The sequence below is a fragment of the Allobosea sp. TND4EK4 genome (assembly GCF_900156025.1).
In the GTDB taxonomy this organism is placed as follows: Bacteria; Pseudomonadota; Alphaproteobacteria; order Rhizobiales; family Beijerinckiaceae; genus Allobosea.
The window spans coordinates 62,695-80,269 of the sequence record NZ_FTMO01000013.1; the positions used below are offsets into that span (position 1 = coordinate 62,695).

Below are 17,575 nucleotides of genomic sequence, written 5' to 3' on the forward strand. Positions count from 1 at the left end.
CCGAGGCGGAAGCGGCTCGCCATGGTGCTTTGAAAGACGGCTACTCCGCAGGCGCCGGATGGGCGCCATGTGCCTCGTCATGCGCGCTTTGCCGCGAGCCGTGGACCTTCCGCGCCAGATAGCTGTAGGCGACCGGCACGACATAGAGCGTGAGCAGCGTGCCGAAGGTCATGCCGCCGACGATGACCCAGCCGATCTGCGAGCGGCTTTCGGCGCCCGCGCCATGGGCGATGGCGAGCGGCACGGCGCCCAGCACCATCGCGCCCGTCGTCATCAGGATCGGTCGCAGGCGCAGCTCCGCCGCCTCGACGAGCGCGTCCAGCGTCTCCTTGCCCTCCTCGCGGAGCTGGTTGGTGAATTCGAGGATCAGGATGCCGTGCTTGGTGATGAGGCCGACCAGCGTGATCAGGCCGATCTGGCTGTACACGTTCATCGTGCCCCCGCTGTAATACAGCGCGGCCAGCGCCCCCGTCAGCGAGAGCGGCACCGAGACCATGATCACGATCGGGTCGACGAAGCTCTCGAACTGCGCCGCCAGCACCAGATAGATGAAGCCGAGCGCCAGCAGGAAGACGACGAAGATGCTCGCCCCCGCCTGCTTGAACTCGCGGCTCTGGCCGGAATAATCGACCTGCACCGTCGGCGGCAGCACCCGCGCCGTCGCATCCTCCAGCACTTTCAGCGCGTCGCCCAGCGAATAGCCCGGCGCCGGGATGGCGGTGATCGTCGCCGAGCGCAGCTGGTTGAAGCGGATCAGCTCCTTGGGCGCCACGTTCTCGTCGATCTTGACGAGGCTGGAGAGCTGCACCACCGCGCCGCCGCGGCCCACCAGATAGATCGTCTGCAGCGCTTGGGGCGTGTTGCGCTCCGTGCCCTCGACCTGCAGCATCACGTCGTACTGCTTGCTGTTCATGTTGAAGCGCGTGACCTGCCGTCCGCCCAGCAGCGTCTCCATGGTGCGCCCGATCACATCGACGCCGACACCGAGATCGGCGGCGCGCTGGCGGTCGATCGTCACCTTGATCTGCGGCTTGTCGAGGATGAGGTTGGTCTCGAGATTGGTCAGCACAGGCGAATTGGAGACCTCGGCCAGCACCTGGTCGACATAGCGCTTGATCTGCTCGTAAGGCTCCGAGGAGCGTAGCACGAACTCGACCGGCTTGCTGTTGGCGCCGCCCTGTCCGAGCGAGGGCGGGTTGGTCGCGAACAGGCGGATGCCGGGGATCTGCGACAGGTCGCGGGTGATCTGCGCCGCGAGATCCTGCTGCTTGCGCTCGCGCTGCTCCCAGGGCTTCAGCCGCGCGAAGGCGATGGCGCGCGTCACGTCCGGGAAGCCGACGATGACCAGCGAGCTCTCGACCTCCTGGATCTTGCTGAAGAACCGCTCCACCTGACGGGCGTAGTCGGCGGTGAAGGCGAGCGTCGCCCCCTCGGGCGCCACGCCGATCACGTTGATGGTGCCGCGATCCTCGACGGGCGACAGCTCCGAGCGCAGATGGGTGAAGTAGTAATAGCCGGCGCCGGCGACGCCGACCGCCAGCAGCACGATGACGGGCCGGATCGACAGCGCGCAGCGCAGCGAGGCGCGATAGCCGCGCGACAGCGCCTCGAAGCCGCGCTCCAGCAGGTTGAACAGCCAGCCATGCTTCTCGTGGTGGCGCAGCAGCTTGGCGCACATCATCGGCGTCAGCGTCAGCGCGACGAAGCCGGAGACCAGCACGGCGCCGGCCAGGGTCAGCGCGAACTCGATGAAGAGCTTTCCGGTGCGTCCCGTCGAGAAGGCCATCGGCGCATAGACCGCGACCAGCGTCAGCGTCATCGCGATCACCGCGAAGGCGATCTCGTTGATGCCGCGGACCGCCGCCGCCGTCGGCTTCATGCCGCCCTCGATATGGCGGTGGACGTTTTCCAGCACCACGATGGCGTCGTCGACGACGAGGCCGATGGCGAGCACCATCGAGAGCAGCGTCAGCGTGTTCACCGTAAAGCCGAGCGCATACATCAGCGCGAAGGCGCCGATCAGCGAGACCGGGATCGTCACCAGGGGGATCAGCGTCGCGCGGAACGAGCGCAGGAAGATGAAGATGATCAGGACGACGAGGACGACCGCCTCGATGATCGTCTGGTAGACCGCCTTGATCGAGCGGTCGATGAAGATCGAGCTGTCGTAGGAGGGCGCGAGCGACATCCCGTCCGGCAGGTCCTCGACGATGCCGGGCAGCGCCGCGCGGATGCCCGACGAGACGTCGAGCGGGTTGGCCGTCGCCTGCTTGACGATGCCGACCGTCACCGAAGGCCGGCCATTGAACCAGGCGGCGTTGCGCTCCTCGCGGGCGCCGAGCTCGACCTTGGCGAGGTCCTTGAGCTTGATCGGGAAGCCGCTGGCGTCCTTGACCACGATCTCGCGGAACTGCTCCGGCGTCGTCAGGCTGGTCTGCGAGAGGACGGTGAATTCGCGGTCGCTGCTCTCGATCCGGCCGGAGGGGATCTCGACGTTCTGGGCCTTCACGGCCGCCTCGATCTCCTGGACCGTGACGTTGTAGGCCGACATGCGCGAGCGATCGAGCCAGATGCGCATCGCGAACTGGCGCTGGCCGAGAATGCGCACCTCCGCCACGCCGGTGATGTTCTGCACCCGCTCGGCGATGAAGCGGTCGGCGAAGTCGGTCAGCTCCAGCGGGCTGTGCCGCTTCGAGGTCAGCGAGAGGTACAGGATCGGCTGCGCATCGGCCTCGACCTTGGCGATGATCGGCTCGTCGATCTCGTCGGGCATGCGCCCGCGCACGCGGCTGACGCGGTCGCGCACGTCGGAGGCCGCGACATCGGGATCGACATCGGGGCGGAAACGCACCGAGATCTGGCTGCGCTCCTGCCGGCTGGTCGAGGAGATGATCTCGATGCCTTCGATACCGGCGATCGAGTTCTCGAGGATCTGCGTGACCTGCGTCTCGATGATCTCGGCCGAGGCGCCGCGATAGACCGTCTGCACGGAGACGATCGGCTCGTCGATGTTCGGATATTCGCGCACCGTCAGGCGGCCATAGCTGACGATGCCGATCAGCATCACCAGCAGGCTCAGAACCGTCGAGAGGACGGGCCTGCGGACGAAGAGCTCGAAGCCACCCATCAGAGCTGGCTCGTGCGGACGATGGCTTCCTTCACGGCGATCGCCGCCCCGTCGCGCAGCCTCATCTGGCCGGCGGTGATGATCTGCATGCCGGGCTTGAGGCCGCCGATCACCTCGACCTTGCCGGGCAGGCGCTTGCCGAGCTCGACGGGGACGCGCCGCGCCTTCCCGTTCTCGGCGACGTAGATCATCTTGCCGATGCCGTCCGGCACCACGGCCATTTCCGGCACGACGATGGCGTTCTCGCGTCGGTCGACGATGATGGAGAGCCGCGCGAAGAGACCGGGCTTCAGCGTGAGATCGGGGTTGGGCACGGTGGCGCGCAGGCGGATGGCGCGCCCGTTCACGTCGACCACGGGGTCGATCGCGAAGATCTGGCCGGCGAAGGCCTTGTCGGGCGCGGCATCGACCCGCACCTGCACGGGCTGCCCGACCTTGACGCGGGCCAGGAAGATCTCCGGCACGCGGAAGTCGATCTTGATCGGGTCGATATTGGTCAGGGTGATCAGCGGCTTGCCGACCGAGACGTAGTCGCCGATGCCGACCGAACGCAGGCCGACCACGCCATTGAAGGGGGCCAGAATCGTCGATTGCGCCAGCTTCGCCTTGGCGAGCTGGACCCGGGCCTCGCTGGAGGCGAGCCGGGCGGTGGATTCGTCGAGCGCGACCTGCGTGCCCGAACCGCGCGCGACCAGCCCTTTCAGGCGGTCGTTGGTGTCGCGGGCGAGGCCGAGATCGGCCATGGCCTGCTTCAGCTCGGCATCGAGGATGGCGGTCTCGAGCTTGACCAGCTCCTGGCCCGCCTTCACCCGCTCCCCCTCCTTGAAGCCGAGCGCCACGACGCGGCCGGCGATCTCGGGCGCGATCACGATGGACTCGTCCGCCGCCAGCGTGCCGAGCGCCTCGACCTCCTCGTTGATCGTCATGGTCTCGACCGCAGCGACCTCGACCGGGACCGTGCGCGGGCCGGCCGGAGCGTTGGCGCGCGCCGGTTCCCCGCCAGCCTGATAGTGCCGATAGCCGTAATATCCGCCACCTGCGAGGCCCGCGACCAGGAGGAGGAGAACAAACCGCTTCATCGGGATAGCAACTCCGCTACGTCGAGTTAGTCTTATCTGGAACGATTCACCCGACCAGATGCGTGGAGGCCACAGAGGCGCGAAAACCAACGCATTTGAGTCGTTTTCGGCGCGGATGGGCTTCGAAAAGCCCCAATGCAAGATGCCTGCCGGCGTCGAACGTCCGCTCGTCTCGGAGACGTTCATGACCGATCGGGACCGGAACCGGCATGATCAGCTCACCCGCCACGCGCCGACGATCCTGCAGCCAATGAGGCGGCGCTCCAAGCGCTAATCGCCGACCTCACGAAAACGTTGCCGTTTGCAAGCCGGTGGAGGCGCAAAATGCCTCTTCAGGCCGCTGGAAGCTGTCATCCAGCCGTCATCTGCGACGCCTAGCACTCCGCCCCGTACCGAGGCCGCAAGGCCGGGCCTGTCCCGGACTGCGCTGCGCCTCGTCATGTCCGGGATCACGCCATGCTACGCATCGAAGGCCTGACCAAGCGCTTCGGCGACAAGAACGCCGTCGACGACGTCTCGCTCTCGATTCCCAGGGGCGAGATGGTCGGCGTAATCGGCCGTTCGGGCGCCGGCAAGTCGACGCTGCTGCGCATGCTGAACCGCTTGGCCGAACCGACGTCCGGCCGCATCCTCTGCGAGGAGCAGGACGTGACCGCGCTGAAGGGCGCGGGCCTGCGTCGCTGGCGCCGCGAGACCGCGATGATCTTCCAGCAGTTCAACCTCGTCGGCCGCCTCGACGTGCTGACCAATGTCCTGCTCGGGCGCCTCAACCACCGTTCTGCGGCGCTGACGCTGGTGAAGAGCTTCTCGGAGGACGACAAGATCCGCGCCATCGCCGCGCTCGAGCGCCTCGATATGGGCCATTTGCTGGCCCAGCGCGCCGAGACGCTCTCGGGCGGACAGCAGCAGCGAGTCGCCATCGCGCGCGCCCTGGTCCAGGAGCCGCGCATCATCCTCGCCGACGAGCCGATCGCCTCGCTCGACCCCCGCAACACGCAGATCGTGATGGACGCCCTGTTCCGGATCAACCGCGAGGACGGCATCACCGTCATCTCCAACCTGCACCATCTCGATATCGCGTCGAAATACTGCGACCGGCTGATCGGCATGGCCAGCGGCAAGGTCGTTTTCGACGGCCCGCCCCATCAGCTCACCACCGAGGTCGCAGCGAATCTCTACGGCATTGAGGCCAAGGACGCCGGTGCCGAGGCGCTCGACCAGCTCGACGCCATCGCCAGCGAAGAAGCCGAGCGCGCCAAGCAGAACGTCGCCTGAACCCGTCCCCGGCCCGCCGGAGCATCCGACACCACTTACGCCATCACCTACCAGGAGCACACCATGCTGACCCGTCGTCATACCCTTACGCTCGCCGCGGCCGGCCTCGCCGCCTCGCTCGCCGCCCCCGCCTTCGCGCAGGACTGGAAGGCGAAATATCCCGAGATCATCTTCGGCATCATTCCCGCCGAGAACGCCTCCGGCGTCGTCGAGCGCTACACCCCCTTCGTGAACTACCTCTCGAAGGAACTGGGCACCAAGGTCACGCTGCGCATCGCCAACGACTACGCGGCGATCATCGAGGGCCAGCGCGCCGGCAACATCCATATCGGCATGTACGGCCCCTCCTCCTTCGCCCGCGCGCTGATGACCGGCGCCAAGATCGAAGCCTTCGCCATCGAGACCAATCTTGACGGAACCAAGGGCTATTACTCGGTCTTCTATGTGAAGAAGGACTCGCCCTACCAGAAGATCGAGGATCTGAAGGGCAAGAACCTCGGCCTGGTCGATCCGAACTCCACCTCCGGCAACAACGTCCCGCGCTTCGCGCTCGACGGCATGAAGATCGATCCCGAGACCTATTTCGGCAAGGTCGTCTACACCGGCAGCCATGAGAACGCGATCATTGCGCTGGGCCAGGGCACGGTCGACGTCGCCGCCAACTGGTGGAACGACGAGCAGGAATCCAACCTCCTGCGCATGGCCCGCAAGAACATGGTCAAGGCCGAGGATTTCCGGATCATCTACAAGTCCGAGCAGATCGTGAACTCGCCGATGGCCTATCTCAGCGAGATGCCGGCCGACCTGAAGGCGAAGATCAAGGACGCGGTGATCAACCTGAACACCAAGGACAAGGCCGCTTTCGACAAGATCTACGAAGGCAAGCAGGGCCCGCTCGTCGCGGTCGACAACAAGGCCTACGAGCCGATCATCGAGCTGAACAAGTTCGTCGACGCGCTCCGCAAGAAGAAGTCCTCGTAAGGGCTACGCTCCCCGTTGAGCCAGCGTAGCGCGGGGAGCCCTCTCCCGTAGGGAGAGGGCCGGGTGAGGGGTCGGTCGCTTGACGCCTCGCCGTGACCTCGCCGCCGCCCGCCGCCAAGTCGGCGCTCGACGGGCCAACGACCGACACCTCGCCCTGCCCTCTCACTGAGCTCGTGTCTGCCCGAGTTCAGCACTTGAAAGTATCGAAGTCGGGTAAACCCGGCTTCGATACAGGAGAGGGGTTCCCCGCGCCCGATCGGCAACGGATTCGCATTCCAATGACCCTCGCGATCGACCGCAACGACCCCGCGATCAGCGCCCATGCCGCGACCTATGCCGCGGCGATGGCGGCGAAGCGCCGGCAGACGCTGTTCGGCGCGGCCGTACTCGCCATCCTTGTCTGGCTGGCCGCGCTGGGCTCCGAGGTCGATCCCGGGAAATTTATCGAGAACGCCTGGCGCTTCCCGAAATACATCCTCGAAACCGTGCCGGTCCTACGCTGGAACAGCCTTGGCGCCGATTTGGCCGAGTGGTTCTGGGGCTGGAAGGGCTGGCTCAAGCTGCTCTGGCAGACGATCCTGATCGCCTATACCGGCACCATCCTCGGCGCGATCGGCGGCTTCCTGCTCTGCTTCCTCGCCGCTGCCAATCTCGGGCGCTCCGGCTGGCTTCGCTTCGTGACCAAGCGCTACCTCGAATTCTGCCGCACAGTGCCCGAAATCGTCTTCGCGCTGATCTTCGTGATCGCCTTTGGCCTTGGCCCCCTGCCCGGCGTGCTCGCCATCGCCATCCACACCACCGGCGCCATGGGCAAGCTGTTCTCGGAGGTCGTCGAGAATATCGACATGAAGCCGGTCGACGGCCTGACCGCAACCGGCGCCGGCTGGTGGCAGGTGATCCGCTTTGCCATCGTGCCGCAGGTGCTGGCCAACTTCGCCAGCTATTCGCTGCTGCGCTTCGAGATCAATGTTCGCGGCGCCTCGGTCATGGGCTTCGTCGGCGCCGGCGGCATCGGCCAGGATCTGATCGAGGCCATTCGCAAATTCTACTTCACCGATGTCAGCGCCATCCTTCTGCTGATCATCGCCGCCGTGATGCTGATCGATTACGGCACCGAACGCCTGCGCCATTCCCTCATCAGCCTGGAGCACGGCAAGTGAGCCTCGCCCTCTCCCCCGCCGATCGGGCCGCGCTCGTCAGCCGCCATAAGGCCGCCATCGACGGCTCGCTCAAGGCGAAGCTGACCACCATCGCCGTCGTCGCGGCCATGGTCGGGCTCTTCTGCTACGGCGTCAGCACCTTCGAGGTCACGCTCTGGCGCATCCTGTCGGGTTTCGGCAATCTCGGCACCTTCGTCATGCTGATGCTGCCGCCCGATCCCGGCTCCTTCGCCCGCGCCATCATCTTCGTGAAGGCGCTGTTCGAGACCATCGCGATTGCCTTCCTCGGCACGATCCTGGCCGCGATCCTCGCCTTCCCGCTCGGCTTCATCGCCGCGCGCAACGTCGTCGCCAACAAGATCGTGCATTTCCTCGCCCGGCGCTCGCTCGACACGGTACGCGGCGTCGATGCGCTGATCTGGGCCCTGATCTGGATCAATGTCGTGGGTCTGGGGCCCTTTGCCGGCATGCTCGCGATCATGACCAGCGATCTCGGCGCCTTCGGCAAGCTCTATTCGGAAGCCATCGAAGCCGCCGACAGCAAGCCGGTCGAGGGTGTCACCTCGATGGGCGGCAACAAGCTCCACGAGATCCGCTTCGGCCTGCTCCCCCAGGTTCTGCCGGTGATCGCGAGCCAGGTGCTGTACTACATCGAGTCCAACACCCGCTCCTCGACCATCATCGGCATCGTCGGCGCCGGCGGCATCGGGCTCTACCTCGCCGAGACCATCCGCACGCTCGAGTGGCAGCAGGTCTCCTTCCTGATCCTGCTGATCCTCGCCGCCGTCTCGGCGATCGACTTCCTCTCGAGCAAGCTGCGCTTCGCGATCATCGGCCAGCGGGCGGTGTGACGACCCCTCACTCCGCGAACGGTGCGATCACCATCTCCATCCGCTCGGCCGCGAAGACGCTGGTGACCAGATGCACCGGCGTCAGGTCCGGGAGCGCATCGACCGCGGTCGAGATCATCACTGCCGATTCCGCGCCGATCTCAAGCAGTTCCGCTTCGCTGTCATCGGCGAGCCGGGCCGTCAGCCGAGTCGACAGGCGCACGTAGTCGGTGATGCCATAAGCCTTGAAGGCCGCCGTGATCGAGCCGGCCGCCTCGCGATAGACCTTGTCAAAATCCGGGAAGCGCTCGACCGAGAGCCAATGCGTGCCGGTGCCCAGCGGTATTCCGTCGGCGAGACTGACGCCCCGCACGCACCAGAGCGGCGTCCCTGTCGGCAACTTCAAGGCAGCGCAGACCGCAGCCTCGCCCACCCGCGTCTCGGCCGAGAGCATCCGGCTGGTGCCGGTCAGGCCGAGCTTGCCCATATTGCTGCGCATGCTGACGCGCCGGCCGATCGGATAGGGCAGCCGCGGCGCCGTCACCTGCGTGCCGCGCCCGCGAGAGACGCTCACCAGACCCTGATCGGCGAGATGGCGGAAGGCCTGCCTCACGGTGTGGCGGTGCACGCCATAGCGTTCCGCCAGCGCGACCGAGGCGGGCAGCGTATCGCCAAGCTTGTACTCGCCGCGCCCGATGGCGTCGGCCAGCTCATCGGCGATGCGTCGCCATGCCGTGCCGCCCTCGCGCTCCGGCAGCGCCGGGTTCGTCATCAAAATGTCGCCCAAAATGTATAGACCTTTGCCATCATCTCCCTTATCATAGTCTAGACATTCGGACCTGACCAGCGAGCCCGTGCCGATGAACGACAAGACCCCAGGATCCACCGAGAAGACGCCGAGGCAGATTTGGATGGCGACGCTGGCGCGCGCTTCCCGTTCCGAGATCGAGACGCTGCTCGGGGCGCCGCCGGCCCATGAGGTGCTGAAGGCACCTGAGACCGGCACGGTGATGGTGGAAGGCCGCGCCGGCGGCGCCGGCCGCCGCTTCAACCTGGGCGAGACCACCGTCACCCGCTGCGTCGTGCGCCTGTCGAACGGGCGCATGGGCTTCTCCTATGCTCTCGGCCGGGACCACGCCAAGGCGAGGCTCGCCGCTCTGGTCGATGCGCAGCTGCAGGATGAGGCCGAAGGCAGCGCGCTTCACGGCGGCATTGCCCGGCTCGCGGAACACCAGACGGCGGCGCGCCAGCGTGCCTCGCGCAAGGCCGCCACCACCAAGGTCGATTTCTTCACGCTGGTGCGGGGCGCCTGATGACCATCGAGACCGCCATCGCCGCCGGCTTTCGCGACCCGGTCCTCCAGTCGCAGACCGCCTTCCGCACGCTGCTGGCGGCGCTGTCCGAGCCGGGCATCGTGCACAGCATCGCCGACGCCATCGCGGCCCCCGAAGGCCTGCATCAGGCGAGCGCGATCGCCCTGCTCACCCTCGCCGACTACGAGACGCCGATCTGGCTGCCGCAACCGCTGCGCGACGGGCCAACCGGCGCCTGGCTGCGCTTCCATTGCGGCTCGACCCTCGTCGACGACCCCGCACGGGCCGCCTTCGCCGTGCTCGACGCAGCAGCGCCCGAGCCGAAGCTGTCGGCCTTCCACCCCGGCACGGACCAGTTCCCGGATCGCTCGACGACGTTGGTTCTGCAATGCGCAGCCCTGGCGGGCGGCGAGGCGCTCGTTCTGTCCGGCCCAGGCATTCCCGAAACCCGCAGCATTGGGCCGCTGGGCCTGCGCGACGGCTTAGTCGCGGAGCTGCAGGACAACGCCGCGCTCTATCCGCTCGGCGTCGATCTCGTGCTGACCCATGGCGACAGGCTGCTCGGCCTGCCGCGCTCCACCCGGATCGGGGAGGCCCGCTGATGTATGTTGCCGTCAAGGGCGGCGAGGCCGCGATCCTGGCCACGCATGAGCTGGTCGCGGAAGCGCGCCGCGGCGACCCCGCCATTCCGGAGATCAGCGTCGCGCAGATCCGCGAGCAGCAGGCCCTCGCCTGCGCCCGCGTCATGAACGAAGGCTCTCTCTACGACAGCGACCTCGCCGCGCTGGCACTGAAGCAGTCGCAGGGCGACGTGATCGAGGCCGCCTTCCTGATGCGCGCCTATCGCACCACCCTGCCGCGCTTCGGCTCGTCCGTCCCGCTCGATACCGCGACGATGTCGATCCGCCGCCGCGTCTCGGCCACCTACAAGGACCTCCCCGGCGGGCAGGTGCTCGGGCCGACCTATGACTACACGCATCGGCTGTTCGACTTTGCGTTGATGGACAGCGAGAACGTCAGGGTCGGGCTTGACCCGACCATCTCAGGCCGCGAAGCGCGCCCCTCGACAACGCATCCCTCCTCCGGTGATGCTCGGATCAAGCCCGAGCATCACGCTGCCCCCCTCGACGCCCACATGCCGCGCGTGCCGGATATCCTCGGTGCCGAAGGCCTGATGGAAGCCGAGGAGGCGCCGGAAGGCGATCCGCGCCCCTTCGATCTGACGCGTGACCCCGTTTCCTTCCCGGCGGATCGCGATGTGCGGCTGCAGGCGATGGCGCGCGGCGACGAGGGCTTCCTGCTCGGGCTCGGCTATTCGGTGCAGCGCGGCTTCGGTGGCTCGCACCCCTTCGTGGGCGAGGTCCGTGTCGGCGAGGTCGCGGTCGAGCTCGTGCCCGAGGAGCTGGGCTTCGCCGTCGATCTCGGCGACCTGACCCTGACCGAATGCCAGATGGTCAACCAGTTCCAGGGCTCGAAGGACATAGCCCCCCAATTCACGCGCGGCTACGGCCTCGTCTTCGGCCATGCCGAGCGCAAGGCGATGTCGATGTCGCTGGTCGACCGGGCGTTGAAGGCCCGCGATTTCGGCGAGGCGGCCGACTATCCCGCCCAGCAGGATGAATTCGTCCTCTACCACTCGGACAATGTCGAGGCGGCAGGCTTCGTCGAGCATCTGAAGCTGCCGCACTATGTCGACTTCCAGGGCGAGCTGGAGCTGATCCGTCGCATCCGCCGGGAGCGTGACGAGCGGCTCGCCGGCGAGCAGGACAGCAAAGAGCCAGATGCCATGCCGGAGGCTGCCGAATGACCATGCACCAGATGCCGGCGGGCGATACAAAGCCAGCTTACAACTACGCCTATCTCGACGAGCAGACCAAGCGGATGATCCGCCGCGCTTTGCTCAAGGCCGTCGCGGTGCCGGGCTACCAGGTGCCGTTCGGCTCCCGCGAGATGCCGCTGGCCCGCGGCTGGGGCACCGGCGGCATCCAGGTCACCGCCGCGATCATCGGCCCGGCCGACACGCTGAAGGTGATCGACCAGGGCGCCGACGACACCACTAACGCCGTCTCGATCCGCAAGTTCTTCGAGCGCACGGCCGATGCCCGCACCACCGAGGCGACGGAGGAGGCGACGATCATCCAGACCCGCCACCGCATCCCGGAGGCGCCGCTGAAGGCCGGGCAGGTCATGGTCTATCAGGTGCCGATGCCCGAACCGCTGCGCCGGCTGGAGCCGCGCGAGGCCGAGACCCGCAAGATGCACGCCTGGGCCGAATACGGGCTGATGCAGGTGAAGCTCTACGAGGACATCGCCCGCTATGGCGAGATCACCAAGACCTACGACTACCCGGTGATGGTCAATGGCCGCTACGTGATGGCGCCCTCGCCCATCCCGAAATTCGACAACCCGAAAATGCACATGTCGCCGGCGCTCCAGCTCTTCGGCGCCGGGCGCGAGAAGCGCATTTACGCGCTGCCGCCCCATACCAGCGTGAAGAGCCTCGATTTCGAGGACCACCCCTTCCGCATCCAGAGCTGGACCGAACCCTGCGGGCTCTGCGGCGCCAGCGACAGCTATCTCGATGAGGTGGTGATCGACGATCGCGGCGGACGCATGTTCGTCTGCTCCGACAGCCATCATTGCGAGACGCGCCGGGAGGCCGGCCATCGCGGCACCATGCTGGGCGACGCCACAGCGAGCGGGTTCGTCGATCTTTCGCCCTCCACAGTCATCCCGGGCGACCGCAGGGAGGCCCGGGATCCATTCCGGAACCCCACCGAGCAAGGCTCAGGCATGGATCCCGGGTCCGCGGTTGGCTCCGCCCGGGATGACGGCGCGGATATGCAAACGGGAGTGAAGTCATGACGCTCCACGCCACCTTCCCCGATACCGCCCTCGAACCCGCCCCGCTCCTCTCCGTCGCCGGCATCAGTCGCTTCTATGGCGAGCGCATCGGCTGCGCGGACGTTTCCTTCGACCTCTGGCCCGGCGAGGTGCTCGGCATCGTCGGCGAATCCGGCTCCGGAAAGTCGACCCTGCTGCGCTGCCTTGCCGGCATCGACAAGCCCGATGCGGGCGAGGTGCTGTTCCGCGGCGGGCCTGCGCCGCTCGACATCTATTCGGTGTCAGAGCAGGAGCGCCGCCGCCTGATGCGCACCGCCTGGGGCATCGTCCACCAGAACCCGCGCGACGGCCTGCGCATGGACGTTACCGCCGGCGGCAATGTCGGCGAGCGCCTGATGGATCGCGGCGACCGCCATTACGGGGCCATCCGCGAGCGCGCCCTCGACTGGCTGCAGCGCGTCGAGATCGCCGGCGCCCGCATCGACGACCGGCCCCGCCAGTTCTCCGGCGGCATGCAGCAGCGGCTCCAGATCGCCCGCGTGCTGGTCTCCGAACCCCGCCTCGTCTTCATGGACGAGCCGACCGGCGGCCTCGACGTCTCGGTGCAGGCCCGCCTGCTCGACCTGCTGCGCGTGCTGGTGCGCGATCTCGGCCTCGCCGCGATCATCGTCACGCATGACCTCGCCGTCGCCCGGCTCCTGACCGACCGGCTCATGGTGATGAAGGACGGCCATGTCGTCGAGCAGGGCCTGACCGACCAGGTCCTCGACGATCCCCATCACGCCTATACCCAGCTCCTCACCTCGGCGGTGCTGGGTGTGTAAGGGATGCAGGGCGTCATTCTCGGGCGAAGCGCAGCGGAGACCCGGGAATCTCTTGCAGGAAGAGACGCCTCTCCTGGCCCAGATGCTCGGGTCAAGCCCGAGCTTGACGCTTCCTTCAGTCGTCACACCCTCGTCACCTCGCCGGCACAAGGCACTGACCCCATGACCACGATGATTCAGGTCGAGAACGTCGCCAAGAGCTTCACCCTGCACAATCAGGGCGGGGTGAACCTGCCCGTCTTCGACGAGGTCAATTTCGAGGTGGCCGCCGGCGAGGCGCTGGTGCTGGCGGGCGCCTCGGGAGCCGGCAAATCGAGCCTGCTGCGCATCCTCTACGGCAATTACAGGCCGACGCGCGGTTCGATCCGGATTACCCATGCCGGCCGCCCCGTCGACATCGTCTCGGCGGTGCCGCGCACGGTGCTCGACGTGCGCCGCCGCACGCTCGGCTTCGTCTCGCAGTTCCTGCGGGTGATCCCCCGTGTCAGCGCGCTCGACATCGTGCGCGATCCCCTGCTGGCCCGCGGGGCCACGCCCGAGACCGCGACGGAGAAGGCCAGGGCGATGCTGGCCCGCCTCAACCTGCCGGAGCGGCTGTGGTCCCTTGCGCCGGCCACCTTCTCCGGCGGCGAGCAGCAGCGGGTCAACATCGCCCGCTCCTTCGTCGATCCCTCCCCGATCATGCTGATCGACGAGCCGACCGCCTCGCTCGATGCCGCCAATCGCGACGTCGTCGTCGCGCTCATCGCCGAGGCCCGCGCCGCCGGCTCCGCCATCGTCGGCATTTTCCACGACGAGGCGGTTCGCGAGAAAGTCGCGACGCGCTACCTCGACATCACCGCTTTCCGGAAGGCCTGACGATGCAGACCGTTCTCACCAATGCCAAGCTGATCCTCGAGAACGAGGTCGTCACCGGCACCATCGCCTTCGACCAGAGCGGGATCACCGCCGTCGATCAGGGCCGCTCCTCCTTAGCCGGCGCAATCGACATCGGCGGCGATTATGTCGCGCCGGGTCTTGTCGAGATGCACACCGACAACATGGAAAAACACTTCATGCCGCGCCCCAAGGTCTTCTGGCCGAACGGGCTGGCGGCGGCGCTGGTCCATGACGCGCAGATGGCCGCAGCCGGCGTCACCACCGTCTATGACGCGGTCTGCGCCGGCACGCCCTTCTCGGCCAAGGACTACCGCAAGGACATTTTCGCCGACGTGATGAAGGCCCTCGCCGAGGGCAAGCGCGAGAACGTCTTCCGCATCGACCACCGCATCCACATGCGCTGCGAGCTGACGAGCCCCGAACTGCTGGGCGATATCGCGCCCTATCAGGACGACGCGCTGGTCCAGCTCGTCTCGCTGATGGATCACACGCCGGGCCAGCGCCAGTGGCGCAACATCGAGCACCTGAAGACCTATGCCGTCGGCAACGGCAAGACCGTGCAGGAATTCGAGGACGACGTGGTGCTGCGCCAGCGCGAAGGCGCCGCCAACGTCGCGAAGAACTGGCAGGCCGTCGTCGACATCTTCCGCGAGCGCGGCATTCCGCTGGCCACCCATGACGACACGACGCCCGAGCATGTCGAGGAGGGCATCGCCTCGGGCGCCGTCATCTCCGAATTCCCGACGACGGTCGAGGCGGCCGAGGCCGCCAAGAAGAACGGCCTCGCCACCGTCGCTGGCGCTCCCAATGTCGTGCGCGGCGGCTCGCATTCCGGCGGCGTTTCGGTCGCGGAACTGGCCGAGAAGGGTCTGCTCGACGGCCTCTCCTCGGATTATGTCCCGGCGAGCCTGCTCCAGGCCGTTCTGAAGCTTAACGCCAACCACGGCATCGCGCTGCCGGAAGCGATGGGCATGGTGACCTGGAAGGTCGCCGACATTCTCGGCCTGAAGGATCGCGGCCACCTCAAGACCGGCCTGCGGGCCGACCTCGTACGCTTCAAGGCGCTGGGCGAGACGCCGGTGATCGCCGCCGTCTGGTCGAAGGGCGAGCGCGCGTTTTGAGCTCCCCGCGCTACGCCCTCTATTACGCCCCAGCCGCCGACAGCGCCCTCTGGCGCTTCGGCTCGGCCGTGCTCGGCTATGACGCGCTGACCGGGGATGAGCCGGCATTCCTGGTTCCGGCTGGCTGCGATCCGGCGGAATGGCCGGAGCTGACGGCCGAGCCGCGCCGCTACGGCTTCCATGCCACGCTGAAGGCCCCCTTCGAGCTGGCGCAGGGCCGCAGCGAGGAGCAGTTGCGCGCCTTCACCCGCAATCAGGCCGCGGCGATGGAAACGGTGACGCTGGCCGGGCTGTCGGTCTCCGCGCTCGGCCGCTTCGTCGCCCTCACCCCGGCAGAGCCCAGCGAGGCCCTGCAGCGCCTCGCCTTTGCGCTCGTTCAGGCCTTCGAGCCGTTCCGCGCGCCGCTGTCGGAGGCGGACAAGGCCCGGCGTCTCAAGAGCCCGCTGACGCCGGCGCAGCACGCCTATCTCGAAGCCTATGGCTATCCTTATGTCGGCGACGGCTTTCGCTTCCACATGACGCTGACCGGCTCGCTGCCGCCGGAGCGCGTCGAGCCGGTCCGGCAGGCGCTCGACCGGGCCCATGCGCAGGCCGTGCCGCCAGGCCCCGTACCGATCGACCGCATCGCGCTGTATCGCCAGGACGACCGGGCCCTGCGCTTCCGCCTGATCGATTCCTACCGGCTGGGCTGATCGCCTTGACGGCCGAGCTTGCGCAGCACGGCGATGAGATCGCCCGCCGCCTCCGCCACCGTCCGGTCGTTCAGGATGGTGACGATCTCCGCGCGTTCCGCCGCGAGGGGCGCCTCGCGCGCCAGCCGCGCCGCGATATCGGCTTCGCTTTCGCGGCCGCGCGCCGCAAGCCGCTTCGCCAGCACCATGGGCGGCGCGGTGACGTTCACGACGACGGCGCGCTCGGCCAGCCTCTCCGCTTCCGTGATCGCGGCCCGCGACACGTTGGCGATCACGACCCTGCCCTGCGCGACCGGCAGAAGCTCCGCCGCCGGAATGCCGTAGCTCAGCCCATGTGCCCGCCAGCTCAGCGCCAGCTCGCCCCGCGCCTCGGCTGCGGCGAAGGCGGCCTCGTCGCAGGAATCATGATCCTCGGCACCCGCCATCGCCGGGCGTGTAATCAGCCGGCGCGCAAAGCGGAAATGCGCCTCGCCGGCCAGCGCTGCCCGCGCCGCATCCATCAGCGTGTCCTTGCCGGCCCCCGAAGGGCCGACGACCAGAACCAACGCTCCGGCAGGCGGAGCCGAAATCGCATCATCGAGAAGGAGTGAGGTCATGGCCGGAAAGAAACTGGGGCTGGAGCCGGTGATCGACCCGACGGCGAAGGTCAGCAAGGCGACGCTCGGACGCTATACCGAGATCGGCGCGCGGACGGTCTTCGCCGAGTCGACGCTGGGTGATTACTCCTATGTCGTGAACGATGCGAATGTCATTTACACGACGATCGGCAAGTTCTGCTCGATTGCGGCGATGACGCGCATCAACCCCGGCAATCACCCGATGCAGCGGGCGAGCCAGTCCCATTTCACCTACCGCTCCAGCGCCTATTTCGACGATGCGGAGGACGATGCGGCCTTCTTCGACTGGCGCCGGTCGCATGCCGTCACCATCGGTCACGACGTCTGGATCGGCCATGGCGCGATCGTCCTGGCAGGGCGCAGCATCGGCACCGGCGCGGTGGTCGCGGGCGGGGCCGTCGTCACCAAGGATGTCGCGCCTTATACCATCGTCGCAGGCAATCCCGCGCGCGTGATCCGCAGGCGCTTCCCCGAGGACGTCGCGGAGCGGCTGATGGCGCTGTCCTGGTGGGATTGGGACCATGCCCGCCTGCGCACGGCGCTCGACGACTTCAGGAACCTGCCGGTCGACGGCTTTCTCGATCGGTACACCCCATGACCGTCGCACGACGGGCTGGCCGGATCAAAGCAGCACCCTGCATGCCCTCATAAGTTGTTAACTCTGTGATGCGTTTATGACCCTAGGTCACTTCGGCCTTTTTTGGGAATTGGGGCATCGTTTCATGGCGTCGTCGGATCAGCTGGACACCCGCAAGAACCCTCCGATTTCTGGCGCTCTGATGGGTTCGGTGCAATGTCTGCCTGATGATCGGCTTCGGGCTGCCTGAGGGCCG

Annotated in this window: 16 protein-coding genes and 1 pseudogene; 13 read left to right on the forward strand and 4 right to left on the reverse strand. The window is 67.2% G+C overall.

Translation table 11 applies throughout. From position 1 onward, the window contains the following. Positions 1-40 precede the first annotated feature (40 nt). Together BW981_RS17215 and BW981_RS17220 are read right to left on the reverse strand one after the other, a co-directional pair. Complete coding sequence (locus BW981_RS17215; RefSeq protein WP_076441451.1) at positions 41-3,127, reverse strand: efflux RND transporter permease subunit; 3,087 nt, start codon at positions 3,125-3,127, stop codon at positions 41-43. Next, complete coding sequence (locus tag BW981_RS17220; protein ID WP_076441453.1) at positions 3,127-4,206, reverse strand: efflux RND transporter periplasmic adaptor subunit; 1,080 nt, start codon at positions 4,204-4,206, stop codon at positions 3,127-3,129. Before BW981_RS17220 ends, BW981_RS17215 begins: the two co-directional genes overlap by 1 nt. A gap of 456 nt (positions 4,207-4,662) precedes the next feature. Between BW981_RS17220 and phnC the strand changes: the two genes are divergently transcribed. From phnC to phnE (BW981_RS17240), 4 genes are all read left to right on the forward strand, one after another. After that, positions 4,663-5,481, forward strand: a complete 819-nt coding sequence (phnC, locus tag BW981_RS17225) for a phosphonate ABC transporter ATP-binding protein (RefSeq protein ID WP_076441455.1) — start codon at positions 4,663-4,665, stop codon at positions 5,479-5,481. Positions 5,482-5,544: 63 nt separating this feature from the next. Next, entirely contained in the window at positions 5,545-6,462 is a 918-nt protein-coding gene (gene phnD / locus BW981_RS17230; RefSeq protein ID WP_076441456.1) for a phosphonate ABC transporter substrate-binding protein, read from the forward strand. Between the two features lie 278 nt (positions 6,463-6,740). After that, positions 6,741-7,622, forward strand: a complete 882-nt coding sequence (gene phnE, locus BW981_RS17235; RefSeq protein ID WP_076441458.1) for a phosphonate ABC transporter, permease protein PhnE — start codon at positions 6,741-6,743, stop codon at positions 7,620-7,622. A 56-nt stretch (positions 7,623-7,678) separates the two neighbouring features. Beyond that, entirely contained in the window at positions 7,679-8,473 is a 795-nt protein-coding gene (phnE, locus tag BW981_RS17240; RefSeq protein ID WP_244560359.1) for a phosphonate ABC transporter, permease protein PhnE, read from the forward strand. 7 nt (positions 8,474-8,480) lie between these two features. On the opposite strand, the gene phnF is transcribed toward phnE (BW981_RS17240), so the two are convergent. Continuing rightward, positions 8,481-9,224: a phosphonate metabolism transcriptional regulator PhnF gene (phnF, locus tag BW981_RS17245; RefSeq protein WP_076441482.1), complete on the reverse strand. Its 744-nt coding sequence runs from the start codon at positions 9,222-9,224 to the stop codon at positions 8,481-8,483. An 88-nt stretch (positions 9,225-9,312) separates the two neighbouring features. On the opposite strand from phnF, the gene phnG reads away from it, so the two are divergent. The 8 genes and pseudogenes from phnG (at position 9,313) to BW981_RS17285 (ending at position 16,125) form a co-directional block, all read left to right on the forward strand. Next, positions 9,313-9,765 (forward strand): phosphonate C-P lyase system protein PhnG, encoded by a 453-nt coding sequence (gene phnG / locus BW981_RS17250; RefSeq protein ID WP_076441461.1) that lies wholly within the window; start codon positions 9,313-9,315, stop codon positions 9,763-9,765. Beyond that, on the forward strand, positions 9,765-10,367 hold the full coding sequence (phnH, locus tag BW981_RS17255) for a phosphonate C-P lyase system protein PhnH (RefSeq protein ID WP_076441462.1): 603 nt from the start codon (positions 9,765-9,767) through the stop codon (positions 10,365-10,367). Before phnG ends, phnH begins: the two co-directional genes overlap by 1 nt. After that, a complete protein-coding gene (locus BW981_RS17260; protein WP_076441464.1) occupies positions 10,367-11,572 on the forward strand; it encodes a carbon-phosphorus lyase complex subunit in 1,206 nt (401 codons plus the stop codon). Before phnH ends, BW981_RS17260 begins: the two co-directional genes overlap by 1 nt. A gap of 11 nt (positions 11,573-11,583) precedes the next feature. After that, positions 11,584-12,444, forward strand: a pseudogene (locus tag BW981_RS17265) (alpha-D-ribose 1-methylphosphonate 5-phosphate C-P-lyase PhnJ); the annotation flags it as partial. A 182-nt stretch (positions 12,445-12,626) separates the two neighbouring features. Then, entirely contained in the window at positions 12,627-13,433 is an 807-nt protein-coding gene (gene phnK, locus BW981_RS17270; RefSeq protein ID WP_076441465.1) for a phosphonate C-P lyase system protein PhnK, read from the forward strand. Positions 13,434-13,595: 162 nt separating this feature from the next. Then, positions 13,596-14,291, forward strand: coding sequence for a phosphonate C-P lyase system protein PhnL (gene phnL, locus BW981_RS17275; protein WP_076441467.1), 696 nt, complete (start codon positions 13,596-13,598; stop codon positions 14,289-14,291). Between the two features lie 2 nt (positions 14,292-14,293). Continuing rightward, positions 14,294-15,433 (forward strand): alpha-D-ribose 1-methylphosphonate 5-triphosphate diphosphatase, encoded by a 1,140-nt coding sequence (locus BW981_RS17280; RefSeq protein WP_076441468.1) that lies wholly within the window; start codon positions 14,294-14,296, stop codon positions 15,431-15,433. After that, a complete protein-coding gene (locus BW981_RS17285; RefSeq protein ID WP_244560357.1) occupies positions 15,430-16,125 on the forward strand; it encodes a DUF1045 domain-containing protein in 696 nt (231 codons plus the stop codon). The genes BW981_RS17280 and BW981_RS17285 overlap by 4 nt, the downstream gene beginning before the upstream one ends. On the opposite strand, the gene phnN is transcribed toward BW981_RS17285, so the two are convergent. Continuing rightward, positions 16,110-16,721 carry a phosphonate metabolism protein/1,5-bisphosphokinase (PRPP-forming) PhnN gene (gene phnN / locus BW981_RS17290; protein WP_076441472.1) on the reverse strand — a complete coding sequence of 204 codons (612 nt, stop codon included), beginning with the start codon at positions 16,719-16,721 and terminating at the stop codon, positions 16,110-16,112. The two genes, BW981_RS17285 and phnN, sit on opposite strands and share 16 nt — an antisense overlap. Here phnN and BW981_RS17295 point away from each other — a divergent pair. Beyond that, positions 16,720-17,340 (forward strand): LbetaH domain-containing protein, encoded by a 621-nt coding sequence (locus BW981_RS17295; protein WP_076441473.1) that lies wholly within the window; start codon positions 16,720-16,722, stop codon positions 17,338-17,340. The two genes, phnN and BW981_RS17295, sit on opposite strands and share 2 nt — an antisense overlap. Positions 17,341-17,575: the final 235 nt, after the last annotated feature.